General features: G+C 69.5%; 12 protein-coding genes. 8 read left to right on the top strand and 4 right to left on the bottom strand.

The annotated features are described in order from the left end of the window. Positions 1 to 8: 8 nt before the first annotated feature. The 4 genes from QWJ38_RS04550 to QWJ38_RS04535 form a co-directional block, all read right to left on the bottom strand. On the bottom strand, positions 9 to 641 hold the full coding sequence (locus tag QWJ38_RS04550) for a LysE family translocator (protein ID WP_290357848.1): 633 nt from the start codon (positions 639 to 641) through the stop codon (positions 9 to 11). 50 nt (positions 642 to 691) lie between these two features. Then, positions 692 to 1,150, bottom strand: coding sequence for a Rid family detoxifying hydrolase (locus tag QWJ38_RS04545; RefSeq protein ID WP_290357847.1), 459 nt, complete (start codon positions 1,148 to 1,150; stop codon positions 692 to 694). An 87-nt stretch (positions 1,151 to 1,237) separates the two neighbouring features. After that, complete coding sequence (locus tag QWJ38_RS04540; protein ID WP_290357846.1) at positions 1,238 to 2,767, bottom strand: aminotransferase class V-fold PLP-dependent enzyme; 1,530 nt, start codon at positions 2,765 to 2,767, stop codon at positions 1,238 to 1,240. 163 nt (positions 2,768 to 2,930) lie between these two features. Then, the gene (locus tag QWJ38_RS04535) at positions 2,931 to 3,563 is read right to left on the bottom strand and encodes a pre-peptidase C-terminal domain-containing protein (RefSeq protein WP_290357845.1); all 633 of its coding nucleotides are present in this window, start codon (positions 3,561 to 3,563) and stop codon (positions 2,931 to 2,933) included. 320 nt (positions 3,564 to 3,883) lie between these two features. Between QWJ38_RS04535 and QWJ38_RS04530 the strand changes: the two genes are divergently transcribed. The 8 genes from QWJ38_RS04530 to QWJ38_RS04495 all read left to right on the top strand — a co-directional run bounded on the left by QWJ38_RS04530 (position 3,884) and on the right by QWJ38_RS04495 (position 12,791). Further along, the gene (locus tag QWJ38_RS04530; protein WP_290357844.1) at positions 3,884 to 4,264 is read left to right on the top strand and encodes a hypothetical protein; all 381 of its coding nucleotides are present in this window, start codon (positions 3,884 to 3,886) and stop codon (positions 4,262 to 4,264) included. Between the two features lie 99 nt (positions 4,265 to 4,363). Beyond that, positions 4,364 to 6,451 (top strand): tetratricopeptide repeat protein, encoded by a 2,088-nt coding sequence (locus tag QWJ38_RS04525; RefSeq protein WP_290357843.1) that lies wholly within the window; start codon positions 4,364 to 4,366, stop codon positions 6,449 to 6,451. 307 nt (positions 6,452 to 6,758) lie between these two features. Next, on the top strand, positions 6,759 to 7,520 hold the full coding sequence (locus tag QWJ38_RS04520) for an ABC transporter substrate-binding protein (protein ID WP_290358059.1): 762 nt from the start codon (positions 6,759 to 6,761) through the stop codon (positions 7,518 to 7,520). 93 nt (positions 7,521 to 7,613) lie between these two features. Continuing rightward, positions 7,614 to 8,570: an HlyD family secretion protein gene (locus QWJ38_RS04515; RefSeq protein ID WP_290357842.1), complete on the top strand. Its 957-nt coding sequence runs from the start codon at positions 7,614 to 7,616 to the stop codon at positions 8,568 to 8,570. Continuing rightward, positions 8,567 to 9,514 (top strand): ABC transporter ATP-binding protein, encoded by a 948-nt coding sequence (locus QWJ38_RS04510; protein WP_290357841.1) that lies wholly within the window; start codon positions 8,567 to 8,569, stop codon positions 9,512 to 9,514. Before QWJ38_RS04515 ends, QWJ38_RS04510 begins: the two co-directional genes overlap by 4 nt. After that, positions 9,511 to 10,647 carry an ABC transporter permease gene (locus QWJ38_RS04505; protein ID WP_290357840.1) on the top strand — a complete coding sequence of 379 codons (1,137 nt, stop codon included), beginning with the start codon at positions 9,511 to 9,513 and terminating at the stop codon, positions 10,645 to 10,647. The genes QWJ38_RS04510 and QWJ38_RS04505 overlap by 4 nt, the downstream gene beginning before the upstream one ends. A gap of 2 nt (positions 10,648 to 10,649) precedes the next feature. Further along, positions 10,650 to 12,074: an efflux transporter outer membrane subunit gene (locus QWJ38_RS04500; RefSeq protein ID WP_290357839.1), complete on the top strand. Its 1,425-nt coding sequence runs from the start codon at positions 10,650 to 10,652 to the stop codon at positions 12,072 to 12,074. 72 nt (positions 12,075 to 12,146) lie between these two features. After that, positions 12,147 to 12,791, top strand: a complete 645-nt coding sequence (locus QWJ38_RS04495; RefSeq protein WP_290357838.1) for a glutathione S-transferase family protein — start codon at positions 12,147 to 12,149, stop codon at positions 12,789 to 12,791. Positions 12,792 to 12,850: the final 59 nt, after the last annotated feature.

The raw sequence follows: 12,850 nt of genomic DNA, 5'->3' as shown, positions 1-12,850 counted from the left end.
CTGTCTCGTCAGGAGGCGCGCGCGCGCCACTCCTGCAGCGTCGTGGCGAGCAGGCGTGCGCCGAAGGCGCCGACGATGGCGGCCGAGAGCTGGTTGAGGCGCTGGAAGTGGCGCAGATAGGCGCGCTGGACCGTCGGCTGCGACAGCGCATAGGCCAGCGAGGAATGCCAGACCACCGAGTTGACGAAGACCAGCGCGACCGCGCCGGCCGACATTGCCAGGCTCGGCTGCGCCGGCATTGCGGTGGCGAAGACGCTGCCGTAGAAGAGCGCGATCTTGGGGTTCAGCATGCTGGTGAAGAAGCCGGCGCGAAAGGCGCCGGCATGCGACAGCGCCCGCTCGTTCGCCGCCACCGGCTGCTTGCGCGAGACCCACAGCTTCCAGGCCAGCTGCAGCAGGTAGAGGCCGCCGGCCAGCTGCGCCAGCTGGCGCAGCGCCGGCTGCGCGGTGAACACGACGCCCACGCCCAGCACGGCCAGCAGCGCCCAGCTGAGCGTTGCCAGCGTCATGCCGCCGACCGCCGCCAAGGCCTTGGGCCGCGCCCCGCCCGCCGCCAGCTGGCCGATCAGCACGAAGTTGAAGCCGGGGATCAGCAGCACGGCCCAGTGCAGAACGGCGATGGTGGCGAGCGTCGCGAGCATGATGCCCGGACTCTACAGCAGGGCTGCCACCGGCGCGGCGCCGGGCTGCGCTACTTGACCGCGATCACCGCGATCTCGATCCTCACGTCGCGCGGCAGACGCGCCACTTCGACGGTCGCGCGGCTGGGCGGCGCGCTCTTGAAGAACTCGCCGTAGACCGCGTTCATCTTCGCGAACTCGTTCAGGTCCTTCATGAAGACATTGGACATCACCACGTTCTCATGGCTCATGCCCTGCGCCTTCAGGATCTCGCCGATATAGCCGAGCACCAGCCGCGTCTGCTCCTCGATGCTGCTGCCTTCGACGGCATTGCCGGCCTTGTTCAGCGGAATGACGCCGGACAGGTAGTAGGTATTGCCGGATTGCACCATCTGCGAATACGGGCCGATGGCCGGGTAGACGTTGCCGGTGGTGTGCACCGTGCGTCCGCCCGTCGGGGCGGCACAGCCCAGCAGCGCCACCGAGGCCGCCGCCGTCACGATCGTCAGGCCGATGCTGCGCAGACTCATCGCGTCTCCTTTCATGGTTCGTTTGGTCGGGCGGGTGATGGCTCCCCTGCACCGGGGCCGGCAGCAACACCCGCCGCCCTTTCTTTCTCAGGGATGCGGCACCACCAGCAGCAGCTTGGCGACCAGGTTGTCCACGTCAGCCATGTTGTGGAACAGATGGGTCGAGATGCGCAGCGGATGCGACATCGTGGTCGGGTCGGCATTGGCGGCCGGATTGCCACGCAGGCTGTGCGGGACGGCCGTGTTGCGGACCACCACCGCATGCGTGTCGCGCAGCGTGGCCACCGCCGCGTTCGATGCCGCGGTCTGCGCCGTCGCCTGCGCCGGGCTCAGCACCGCGTTGTAGTCGTAACCCGGCGAGAACGGATTGAACGAGGTCAGCGCGATGCGCGCATGGTGCGGCGTGTTGGCGTCGTACACGGTGGCCAGGCAGCGGCTGCCCCAGATCGCGGTCAGCCGGCTGCGCAGGTATTGCGCCAGCGCGACGATGTAGTTCTCGATGTTCTGGCGGCCCCAGCTGTCCCACATCGAGCAGCATTCCTGCAGCGCGCGCAGCGCCGGGTAGGAGGGGTTGCCGATGCTCATCAGGGTCGCCGCGACATTGTCGGCCGGATCGCGCACGCCACCTTGCAGCGTGCTGCCCGCGACCATCGAGTAGCCGCCCGATATCGTCGGCCAGAACGGCCGCAAAGCCGTCGTGTTGGTGTAGCCGGGCAGCGTCAGCGTGCGGGTCTCGCCGCCGATGGTGACGCTCTTGGTGTAGGTCGTCGGCGCCGCGGGCGTGGTGTTGTTGCGCACGTACAGGATGCCGGTCTGCCCCGGTCCGCACTGCCACTTGTGGCCGGCGCCGGCATAGAAGTCGCAACCGATGTCGTGGAAGTTCAGGGCCAGCATGCCGGGGCCGTGGGCGCCGTCGATGACCGAGGCCAGGCCCTGGGCGGCGGCCCACTGGCAGAGCATCTTCTCGGGCAGGCGGATGCCGGTCAGATAGGGCGGCGACGAGAACACGATCGCCTTGGTATTGCCGGTCAGCAGCGCCTGGAAGCGCGCCAGCACGGTGGCGTCGCTGTAGGCGTCGTTGGTCGGCAGATTGATGCGCTTGAGCACCACGCCCCGGCGGTCGGCGGTGATCGCCATCGGCGAATTGCCGCCCGGGTGCTCCATATTGGTGGTGATGATCTCGTCGCCGGCATTGAACTGCATGCCGTTGAGGATCTTGCTCATGCCGTCGGTCGTGTTGAAGCTCATCACGAGCTCGAACGGATCGGCACCGAAGCCGGGCGCGATGATGTTGCGCATGTCCTGCGTGTTGAAGGTCATCGTCGGATCGCGCGCGATCAGTGCGTTGTTGGCGGCCAGCGCCTTCAGCACCGCGATCGGGGTCGAGCCGGTGGTGCCGATGTTCATGAAGGTGCGGCCAGGATCCAGCCCGAAGGCGGCCGCGTAGGGGCCGCCATAGGCGAGCGCCGGCGTGCTGTGCAGCGCCGCGCCGAGGCCGCTGGCGGCGGTGGCGCCGACGCCCAGCACCTTGAAGAAATTGCGGCGGCCCTCGTGCAGACGTTCCTGCGCGTCGAGCACCGCATCCCTGGCTTGCGATTCACTGAAATTTGAGCTCATGGCCTTGAAATCCTTCCATGTGATTGCCGGCGCGGAGCACGCGGCAAAGCCGCGCCCAGGGCCGCCCGCGCCGGCGGGACGGCCTCCGTTCTAACTTGTCAATAACTGCTTCGATCAGCGGGCCTGAAACGCAGGCCGCCGACCGGACGCCGCCGCCTCGCCGTCAGCGCGCGGGGTCCCGGCGCCTTCGCAGCAGGGCCAAGGCGGCCAGTCCGGGCAGGAACAGCAGCGCTGCTTGCGGTTCGGGCACGAGTGCCACCCCGCTCAGCGAGATCCGGTAATCCCAGCCGGTGCTGCCACCGGCACCACCGCCGGCGACAAAGGTATCGAAGACGAGGTCGTTGTCGGTGTCGTAGCAGCTTGTCACCGTGCCGGTGCAGCTCAGCAGGCCCGGGTTGTAGCCGGAGAAGCCGATGGAGTAGGTGCCGGGAGCGCTGATATTGAACACGATGGTCGACATCGACCCGCTGCCATCGTCGTTCGAGGCCAGCAGCGTGCCGCCGGAGTTGAACAGGCCCATGATCGAATCGGCGGCAGCATCGCTGCTGCTCGATTCGATTCGCAGCACACCGCTGCCGCGGACCATGAACGAGAAGAAGTCGTCCGATGGATTGGCAAAGCTGCGACTGCCGTCGATGACGAAGTCGCCGCTGGCATTGACGAGGGACTGCGCCGCAGCCCAGGCGTCATTGGGTTCTGTCTCGTTGACAGCCCAGGCGGTGCCGGACAAGCCGGCGAGCAAGGGGACGATGGCGGCCAAAGGTCGCCGCATCCGCGATCCGAGAACGGGGGCCATATTGTCTCCAATCTTTTTGATTTGCGAGCAGCGAATGCCCAGAAGAAGTCATGCTGCGAGACCAGTATTGGTCGGCCCCGTCGGCCACGAAAATCCCTAGCAAGACCCGGCGATCGGCACGTCGATTGCTCAATGGCCGAATGAATTTTTTAGCACGTGCGGCTTGCGCACAAGGCTCGCGGCCAATAGACATAACTCCACAAGTAAGCGTCATATTGTCGACATCTCCGAAGCTTCGACGATGCCGACCTTGCCGGCGCATCGGCGAGCGCTCGGCACCGCGCTTTAGTTCGTGCGCACCGCGGTCGCCTTGGACAGCCATGCGCGCCGCCGACATCTATCGCTTCCCGGTTCGAAGCTCACCGTTCGACTACGACCCGATCCGCGAGCATCGCCGGGCGGCCCAGGCGGCGCTCGCGGCCGGTCCGCAGCCCGAGCTGCGCCTGGACACGACGATGTTCACGTCCTCGCCGCTCCGGGACTTCGCGGACGCCGCGCTGCGCGATGTCCGGCTCGGGCTGAAGCCCTTGGGCCGATCGGCCGAATCGGTGAAGGCCGTCCATACGCCGGCTTATTCGCGCGGCAGCTTCACGCTCTTCGCCAGCGACGAGCTTCGGATCTCCGTCGACCTCGGGCCCTTGATGTGGCATCACACGCAGCGGGGCCGCGGCATCGGCGGACTGGTGGACACCTACGCCTAGGGCGCCGGTGAGGCAAATTGCACGGCGGGCGGCCATCGCCTCGAGGGCCATGAGAAAGCCGTCGGTAGACTGGCTTGCAAAGTCCCTCTCCCTACCGAAATGAACCGACAAACGGCACTTCCGCGCGCATTGCTGATCGCATCGCTTCTGTTGGTGTCGTATGGCCCGGGCCCGGCGCTGGCCTCTGATGGGCCGTCGATGAAGGAGTTGCTGCGCAGGAGCATGAACAAGGTGCTCGACGAGGAACACGCGAAACTGACGGTTCGAATCGCAGCCGGGGACATGGATGCGCGCCTGGAACGAGCGCTACTCTTCAGGCAGGCGGGGCAGTTCGAGGCTGCGCAGGCCGAGCTGCGCGCGGCCGACGATCTCGGTGACGCCCGCGCCCACTGGCAGCTCGTCAAGGGCTACGAGTACGGAACTTGGCCCCATGAGCCGACCGCGGAATCGACCGCGATCGAACAGGCCGCACGCCAAGGGAAGGCCGCCGCCATGTTCCACCTCGGGCTCATGCTCGAGCATGGGCTGGGCCAGAAGCAGGACCTGGCCGCTGCGCGGAGCTGGTACCAGCAGGCGGCGGAGCGCGGCGACAAGCGGGGCCTGGCCTTTGTCGGCCGGAGCTATGACCCGGATACCAGCAAGCTGACGCCCAATCGGGAAACGGCACTGGCCTGGTACGACAGGGCGGCGGCCGCCAACGATGCACGCGGGCTGTACAACTGGGCGATCACCATGAAGGTGGACCTGAAGGCGCCCGCGGACCAGTACCTGCCCAGAATGCGGAAATCGGCCGCGCTCGGCTACCCGCCGGCGCAGTCCGCCCTCGCAGCGCTTTATTTCGAAGGCACGGCGCTTGCGCGGTCGGATGCGCAGGCGCTGGAGCTCGCGGAGCGTGCCGCGAAGGCCGGCGATGCCAAGGGCTTTGTCGTCATGGCCCAGGTCCACCAGCGCAACGGCAAGCTGGCCGAGGCCCGGGACGCCCTCGACCAAGGCTCCCGTTTGCCCTTCGGCTGGGGCGAAAGCGCGCTGCGCCTGGGCCGCCTGCTGGTGACCGAGGACAGCTCCGAGCTCGCGCGCGACTGGAAGCGAAAAGTAATCCGTCGCCTCGACGAGTTCGCGGTGCAGCAGCCGGACAACAAGGAGATCGCCGAGGTGCTGCTGAAGCTGCGCATCGTGGAAACGATGCAGCGGGCGAAGGCGGCGCGCTTCGACACCGGCTTGCAGGGCCGGGCCGCCGCGCAGCAGTTGATCTGCCTGCAGGCCGATTTGCCGTCCATGGAGAAACCGGTGATCGAGGAGGACCTGTTCAGCCTGTTCGCGACGGTCGAGTCCCATGGCGTGAAGCTCGAGGAAGTCATTGCTTCCACCGTATGCACCTGGTCCATGGAGGAATCCGGCAACGCGCTGGTGGTGGCCTTCGATCAGGCCCAGGCCTCGCAGACCTGGGCGCTGGCTGCGAACTGGTTTCCTGCTCTGGACCGCTACTTCACCAGGACACGCGGCACGAACGCGCCCATCGACGAGCTGCTGCAGCTGCGAAACAAGGAGGGCCAGACGGAGCTGGCCGTCCTCGACGAGGAAATGCGCGAATCGGTGAAGCGCTTGCTCGATGCCGAACGGGGGTACAGGAAGGCGTTTCGCTCGGCACCGACGAGCGTGACGAATGCGTTCGTGGTGAACGAGTCGCGGCTCCAGCTCGATACGGCGGCGGCCTCCCGCGCCCTGGGTGTCGACGACGATCCGGTCCTGTGGCGCTCCTGCTCCTGGTTCGTGCAGCCTCGAATGCGCGAGCTCTGGACGAAGAATTCCGATCTCGAGCGGCAGGGGAAGTGGCGCGGCAATATCGGCGATTCGATGATGCTGGCGGATATGCAGAAGTGCGAGGCCGTGCCGAACTGGCGCGGCAAGCTGGATCGGATCGCGCCCTATGTGGTGCTCGACAAGCAGTTGCAGCGCTACAGCGAGATTGCCGACAAGGCAGTCCGCAACATCAGCTTCCTGCAGCGAAAGCATGGGCAATGGTGCAAGTTCGACGGCCGCAGTTCGCCGCGCTCCGCCGCCTGCAAGTTCGACATCGGCAAGGCCTCCAATTTCGCCGTGCAGTGGACCGACAACAGGAAATCCGGAACCTCGCTTGAGCAGTTCGAGGCGGCCGCCAGCGAGCTCCAGAGCTGGTCGAGTCCCTGAGCAAGCAAGCTGGCAGTCGAATCCCCAGCTCAGGGCGAGGCGCCTGGCTTGGCGTTCTGACGCCGACGGCGCCGGGCCTTGGGCCGCGTCGGGCACGGGTTTTGCTCCCACCGACAATCGATCGACCAAGTGTTGACACCCGGCCTGGCATCAACCAACACTGCAGCGACCGGACTTGAGGAGCGACGCGATGAGCAGTAGCAGCAGCCGAACCCGCAGCGCCAAGCCGATCTTCGATACCGACGCCGAGCAACGCCGCGGCCTCTGCGCCGCCGGCCTGGCCGCGCTGCTGCTTCCGGGCTGCGCGATGAGCCCGCATCCCGGCCCGGCCGATCCGAAACGCGATGCGGCGATCAGCGAGCTCGGCGGCCGGCTGCGCGCCGCGATCAATTACGGCAACCCGATCCTGGCCCGGCGCGGCGAGGGCAGCGGCGAGCCGCAGGGCCTGTCGGTCGATCTGGCGCGCGAGGCGGCACGGCGCCTGGGCCTGCCGGTCGAGCTGGTCGCCTTCGAATCGGCCGGCAAGGTCGTCGAGGCGGTCAAGGGTCGGCAGATCGACATCGCCTTCGTCGCGATCGACCCGGTGCGCGGCGCGGACCTCGACTACACCCCGCCCTATGTGCTCATCGAAGGCGCCTATCTGGTGCGACAGGACTCGGCGCTGCAGCGCATGGAGGAGGTCGACCGCCCCGGCACCCGCGTCGTCGTCGGCCGCGGCAGCGCCTACGACTTGTACCTGTCGCGCGCGCTGAAGTCCGCCAGCCTGGTGCGCGCACCGAGTTCGCCGGCGGTGACCGATCTGTTCATCGCCGAGCGCCTGGACGTCGCCGCCGGCGTCCGGCAGCAGCTGGAGGCCGACGCGCAGCGCCTGCCGGGCCTGCGCCTGCTGCCGGGCCGCTTCATGGTGATCGAGCAGGCGATGGCGATGCCCAAGTTCCGCAGCGGCTCGCAGGCCTGGCTCACCGCCTTCGTCGAGGAGATGAAGGCGAGCGGCTTCGTCGCCGACAGCCTGCGCCGCCACGGCATCGAAGGTGCGACGGTGGCGCAGCCCGCCGGCCGGCCCCTCTAAGCACGCAACACCCGGCACTGGACGCCGGTCGCCAATCGGCCAAAATCCGCGCAGCCGCTCGTCCCGCGATCGGGGCGCTGGAGGACAAAGCTGATGCGAACAATCATCGGGCCCGCGCTGTCCGTCGCGGCCCTGCTGTGCTGCAGCGCCTGCTCGGACAGCGGGCCGCCGGGCTACCAGGGCTATGTCGAGGGCGAGTACGTGCACATCGCCGCACCGATCGGCGGCCGCCTGCAGAAGCTGCAGGTGCAGCGCGGCCAGACGGTGGCCGCGCGGGCGGCGCTGTTCAGCCTCGAATCGGACGAGGAGCAGGCGGCGCGCGCCCAGGCCGAGCAGCAGCTGAAGGCCGCGCAGGCGCAATTGGCCGATCTGCGCCAGGGCCGGCGCAGCCCCGAGCTGGAGGTCGTGCAGGCGCAGCTGGCGCAGGCCCAGGCGGCCGAGGCCCAGGCGGCGCAGCAGCTGAAGCGCGACGAAGACCAGTTCGAGGCCGGCGGCATCGCCCGCGCGCAGCTCGACGATGCGCGCGCAAACCTGGCGATCCGGCAGGCGCGGGTGCGCGAGCTGGCCGGGCAGCTGCAGGTCTCGCGGCTGCCGGCGCGCGAGGAACAGATCCGCGCGCAGGACGCGCAGGTCGCCGCGGCGCGCGCGGCGCTGAGCCAGCTCGACTGGCGGCTGGGCCAGAAGCAGCTGCTGGCGGGCCAGGCCGGCCTGGTCGTGGACACCCTGTACCGCGAGGGCGAATGGGTGCCGGCCGGCAGCCCGGTGGTGCGCCTGCTGCCGCCTGGGCATGTCAAGCTGCGCTTCTTCGTACCCGAGCCGCAGCTGGGCGGGCTGAAGCCGGGCGCCCGGCTGCGCATCCAGTGCGAAGGCTGCCCGGCCGAGCTGGCGGCCCAGGTCAGCTATGTGGCCAGCGAGGCCGAGTACACGCCGCCGGTCATCTACAGCAAGGACACGCGCGCCAAGCTGGTCTTCATGGTCGAGGCGCGGCCCGCCGAGGCCGATGCGGCGCGGCTGCGCGTCGGCCAGCCGGTGACGGTGACGCTGCCATGAACGTCGCTGCCGACGCGCCGGCGATCGATGTGCAGGGCCTGAGCAAGCGCTTCGGCGACAAGCAGGTCGTCAGCGATCTGTCGATGCGCGCGAACCGCGGCGAGATCCTCGGCTTCCTCGGCCCCAACGGCAGCGGCAAGACCACCTCGATCCGCCTGATGTGCGGGCTGCTGACGCCCGACGCCGGCTCGGGCACCTGCCTGGGCTACGACATCCGCACCCAGAGCGACCTGATCAAGCAGCATGTCGGCTATATGACGCAGCGCTTCTCGTTCTGGGACGATCTGTCGATCCGCGAGAACCTGGACTTCGTCGCCCGCATGTACGAGATGCCCGGCCGGCGCGAGGCGGTGGCGCGCGCGCTGGCCGATCTGAATCTGACGGCGCGCGCCGACCAGCTGGCCGGTTCGCTGTCGGGCGGCTGGAAGCAGCGGCTGGCGCTGGCCGCCTGCATGCTGCACCAGCCGCAGCTGCTGCTGCTGGACGAGCCGACCGCCGGCGTCGACCCGAAGGCGCGGCGCGAGTTCTGGGCCGAGCTGCACGAGCTGGCCGCGCGCGGCATCTCCATCCTGGTCAGCACGCACTATATGGACGAGGCCGAGCGCTGCCACAAGCTGGTCTATATCGCCTATGGCCGGCTGATGGCCCAGGGCCGGGCCGCCGACATCATCGCCGCGCAGGGCCTGAGCACCTGGGAGGTCACCGGCGGCGATCTGCGCGCGGTCGCCGAGCGGCTGGAGGGCGCGCCGGGCGTCGAGCAGATCGCGCCGTTCGGCTCGGCCCTGCATGTGACCGGCCGCGACGGCGCGGCGCTGGAGGCCGCGCTGCGCGGCGCCACCGCCGACGGCGGCAGCCGCATCGCGCCGGCCGAGACCGGGCTGGAGGACGTGTTCATCCACCTGATGAGCCGCTCCTCGGACAATTACGGAGCGCCGCCCCCGTGAGGCGCTTCTCGCCGAGCCGCTGGTGGGCCGTGGTGCGCAAGGAATTCATCCAGCTGCGCCGCGACCGCATCACCTTCGCCATGGTGGTCGGCATCCCGGTCGTGCAGCTGCTGCTGTTCGGCTACGCGATCAATACCGAGCCGCGCCATCTGCCGACGGCCGTCGTCGTCGCCGAGCCCAGCGAGTTCAGCCGCAGCTTTCTGGCCGCGATGCGCAACAGCGGCTATTTCGAGATCGTCGAGGAGCTCGACAGCGAGGCGGCCGCGCGCGCGGCGCTGCAGCGCGGCCGGGTCAAGTTCCTACTGACCGTACCGGCCGATTTCAGCCGCCGGCTCTTGCGCGGCGAACGGCCGGCGCTGCTGATCGAGGCCGACGCCACCGACCCCGCGGCCGCGGGCGCCGCGCTGGCCAGCGTGCGCGAACTGGGCACGGCGGTCGCGAAGAAGGATCTGCAGGGCGCGCTGGCGCCGCTGGCCGGCGCCGCCGCGCCGCCCTTCGAGCTGCGCGTGCACCGGCTCTACAACCCCGAGGGCCTGACCCAGCACAATATCGTGCCGGGCCTGATGGGCGTGATCCTGGCGATGACCATGGTGATGATGACCGGGCTGGCAATGACGCGCGAGCGCGAGCGCGGCACGATGGAGAACATGCTGGCGATGCCGCTGCGGCCGCTGGAGGTGATGACCGGCAAGCTGGTGCCCTATGTGCTGATCGGCCTGGTGCAAGCCTCCATCATCCTGCTGGCGGCGCGCTGGCTCTTCGACGTGCCCTTCCTCGGCAGCGTGCCCCTGCTCTACGCGGTGGCGCTGATCTACATCAGCGCCAATCTGACCGTGGGCATCACCCTGTCCTCGCTGGCGCGCAACCAGCTGCAAGCGATGCAGCTGACCTTCTTCTACTTCCTGCCGTCCATCCTGCTGTCGGGCTTCATGTTCCCCTTCGAGGGCATGCCGCGCTGGGCGCAGGCGATCGGCTCGGCGATCCCGGCCACCTACTTCATGCGCGCGGTGCGCGGCATCCTGCTCAAGGGCAATGGCTGGGTCGATGTCTGGCCCCATGTCTGGCCGATGCTGCTGTTCGCGACCCTCGTGATGGGGATCGCGTTGCGCTTCTACCGCCGGACCCTGGACTGATGATGAGGTACCACCCCCTTGCCCTTGTCACGCTGCTGGCCGGCTGCGCCGGCGCGCCGCCGCCGCTGCCGCCGCCGCCGGCGCCCAGCGCCTATCTGGCCCGGCCGGCCGAGCTCGGTGAGGCGCAGCGCCTGCTGCCGGGCCAGGACATCCCGGCGCAATGGTGGACCCTGTTCCGCTCGCCGGCGCTCGACGCGCTGCTGCGCCAGGCGCTGGCCGACAGCCCCAGCCTGGCCCGCTCCAGCGCCCGCCTGCGCCAGGCCGAGTACGAGCACGCGGCACAGGCCGGCGCCAGCCGCTATCCGCGCGTCGATGCGCGGCTGTCGGCCAATCGCATCGATGTCGAGCCGCAGGCGCTGGGCGCGCCGGCGCTGCCGCTGCAGACGCCGTTCAATCTGTTCCTCGCCTCGGTCGGCGTGTCCTACCAGTTCGATCTGTTCGGCGCCAATCGCCAGGCCTTGGCGGCGCTGCAGGCCGGCGTCGACCAGCAGCGTTACGAGCTGGAGGCGGCGCGGCTGATGCTGGCCGGCAATCTCGTCACCGCGGCGATCCGCGAGGCGGCGCTGCGCGAGCAGATCGCCGGCAGCGAGGCGCTGTTGGCCCTGCGCGAGCGCCAGCTGGCCATCGTCGAGCGGCTGGAGCAGCTGGGCGGGGCCGCCCGCGACGAGCTGGCCCGGCAGCGCCAGGAGCTGGCCCAGCAGCGCGCGCAGCTGCCCGAGTTGCGCCGCCAGCTCGAACAGCTGCGCCACCGGCTCGCGGTGCTGAGCGGCCAGACGCCCGGCGAGGCGCGGCTGCCCGAGTTCCGCCTCGCCGATCTGCAGCTGCCGGCCGAACTGCCGCTGAGCCTGCCCTCCGAGCTGGCGCGCCAGCGGCCCGATATCCGCGCCGCCGAGGCGCTGCTGCAGCAGGCCGGCGCGCGCCTGGGCGTGGCGACGGCGAATCTGTATCCGCAGATCACGCTGTCGGCGAATCTCGGCTCATTGAGCCCCCATGCCGGCGATCTGTTCGGCGCCGGCAGCGCCTTCTACCTGCTCGGCGCCTCGCTGACGCAGCCGATCTTCCGCGGCGGCGAACTGCAGGCGCGGCGCAGCGCCGCCCAGGCCGGCTGGGAACAGGCCGGCGCCGCCTATCGCGAGGCGGTGCTGCAGGGCCTGCAGAACGTCGCCGACGTGCTGCGCGCGCTGGAGGCCGACGCCCAGCGCCTGCGCGAGCGCGAGGAGGCCGCGGCGCAGGCGCGCCGCCACCGCGAGATCCTGGTCGCCCGCCAGCGCGCCGGCGGTGTCAGCCAGCTGGCCCTGCTGGACGGCGAGTGGCGGTTGCAGACGGCCCTGCTGGAACGGAGCCAAGCCCTGGCCGATCGCCATGCCGACAGCGCCGCCCTGCTGCAGGCGCTGGGTGGCGGCTGGTGGGCGGCGCCGGCCCCATGACAGCGAATGCCTGAGAGACGTCGATTCGGGCCGGCCTCGAACGTCGAGGCCATGAGCGATCAGGAGCTTGCCATGACGACTTCCGCCCTTCCCGTCCTCACCGCCTTCGAACAATCGCCCGACGGCGGCCGCGGCCTGGCGCGCGATATGCGCGTGCGCTGGGCGCTCGAGGAAGTCGGCCAGCCCTACGAGCTGCGCCCGCTGTCCTTCGCAGCGATGAAGTCCGCCGCGCACCGGGCCCTGCATCCCTTCGGCCAGATCCCGACCTATCAGGACGGCGAGCTGCGGCTGTTCGAGTCGGGAGCGATCGTGCTGCACCTGGCCGAGCGACACCCGGGCCTGCTGCCCGCCGAGGCGAATGCCCGCGCCCGCGCAATCGCCTGGATCTTCGCCGCGCTGAACACGGTGGAGCCGCCCATCCTCGATCTCTTCAACGCCAAGGTGCTGGAGCGCGAGCAGCCCTGGCACCGGCAGCGCCTACCCCTGGTCGAGGAGCGCGTGCGCCAGCGCCTGGACGATTTGTCCGCCCGGCTCGGCGGGGCCGACTGGCTCGAGGCCGGCTTCAGCGCCGGCGATCTGATGATGATCTCGGTGCTGCTGAGGCTGCGGCCCTCGGGCCTGCTGGACGGCAATCCGGCGCTGGGCGCCTATATCGCCCGCGGCGAGTCGCGGCCCGCCTACCAGCGCGCCTTTGCCTCGCAAGCGCTGCCCTCATAGCGCGCCAGGGCGATGGTTGCCGACCGCATCGATACTGAGGTGCTCAAGGCCGCGTCAAG

This window comes from Roseateles violae, assembly GCF_030410485.1.
Taxonomy (GTDB): domain Bacteria; phylum Pseudomonadota; class Gammaproteobacteria; order Burkholderiales; family Burkholderiaceae_C; genus Roseateles_D; species Roseateles_D violae.
This window is presented reverse-complemented; position numbering and strand designations above follow the sequence as displayed.

What these genes read in the sequence shown, in the direction of transcription:
- QWJ38_RS04550 (WP_290357848.1), bottom strand. Translation starts at nt 641, where the DNA reads ATGCTCGCGACGCTCGCCACCATCGCCGTTCTGCACTGGGCCGTGCTG.
- QWJ38_RS04545 (WP_290357847.1), bottom strand. Translation starts at nt 1,150, where the DNA reads ATGAGTCTGCGCAGCATCGGCCTGACGATCGTGACGGCGGCGGCCTCG.
- QWJ38_RS04540 (WP_290357846.1), bottom strand. Translation starts at nt 2,767, where the DNA reads ATGAGCTCAAATTTCAGTGAATCGCAAGCCAGGGATGCGGTGCTCGAC.
- QWJ38_RS04535 (WP_290357845.1), bottom strand. Translation starts at nt 3,563, where the DNA reads ATGGCCCCCGTTCTCGGATCGCGGATGCGGCGACCTTTGGCCGCCATC.
- QWJ38_RS04530 (WP_290357844.1), top strand. Translation starts at nt 3,884, where the DNA reads ATGCGCGCCGCCGACATCTATCGCTTCCCGGTTCGAAGCTCACCGTTC.
- QWJ38_RS04525 (WP_290357843.1), top strand. Translation starts at nt 4,364, where the DNA reads ATGAACCGACAAACGGCACTTCCGCGCGCATTGCTGATCGCATCGCTT.
- QWJ38_RS04520 (WP_290358059.1), top strand. Translation starts at nt 6,759, where the DNA reads ATGAGCCCGCATCCCGGCCCGGCCGATCCGAAACGCGATGCGGCGATC.
- QWJ38_RS04515 (WP_290357842.1), top strand. Translation starts at nt 7,614, where the DNA reads ATGCGAACAATCATCGGGCCCGCGCTGTCCGTCGCGGCCCTGCTGTGC.
- QWJ38_RS04510 (WP_290357841.1), top strand. Translation starts at nt 8,567, where the DNA reads ATGAACGTCGCTGCCGACGCGCCGGCGATCGATGTGCAGGGCCTGAGC.
- QWJ38_RS04500 (WP_290357839.1), top strand. Translation starts at nt 10,650, where the DNA reads ATGAGGTACCACCCCCTTGCCCTTGTCACGCTGCTGGCCGGCTGCGCC.
- QWJ38_RS04495 (WP_290357838.1), top strand. Translation starts at nt 12,147, where the DNA reads ATGACGACTTCCGCCCTTCCCGTCCTCACCGCCTTCGAACAATCGCCC.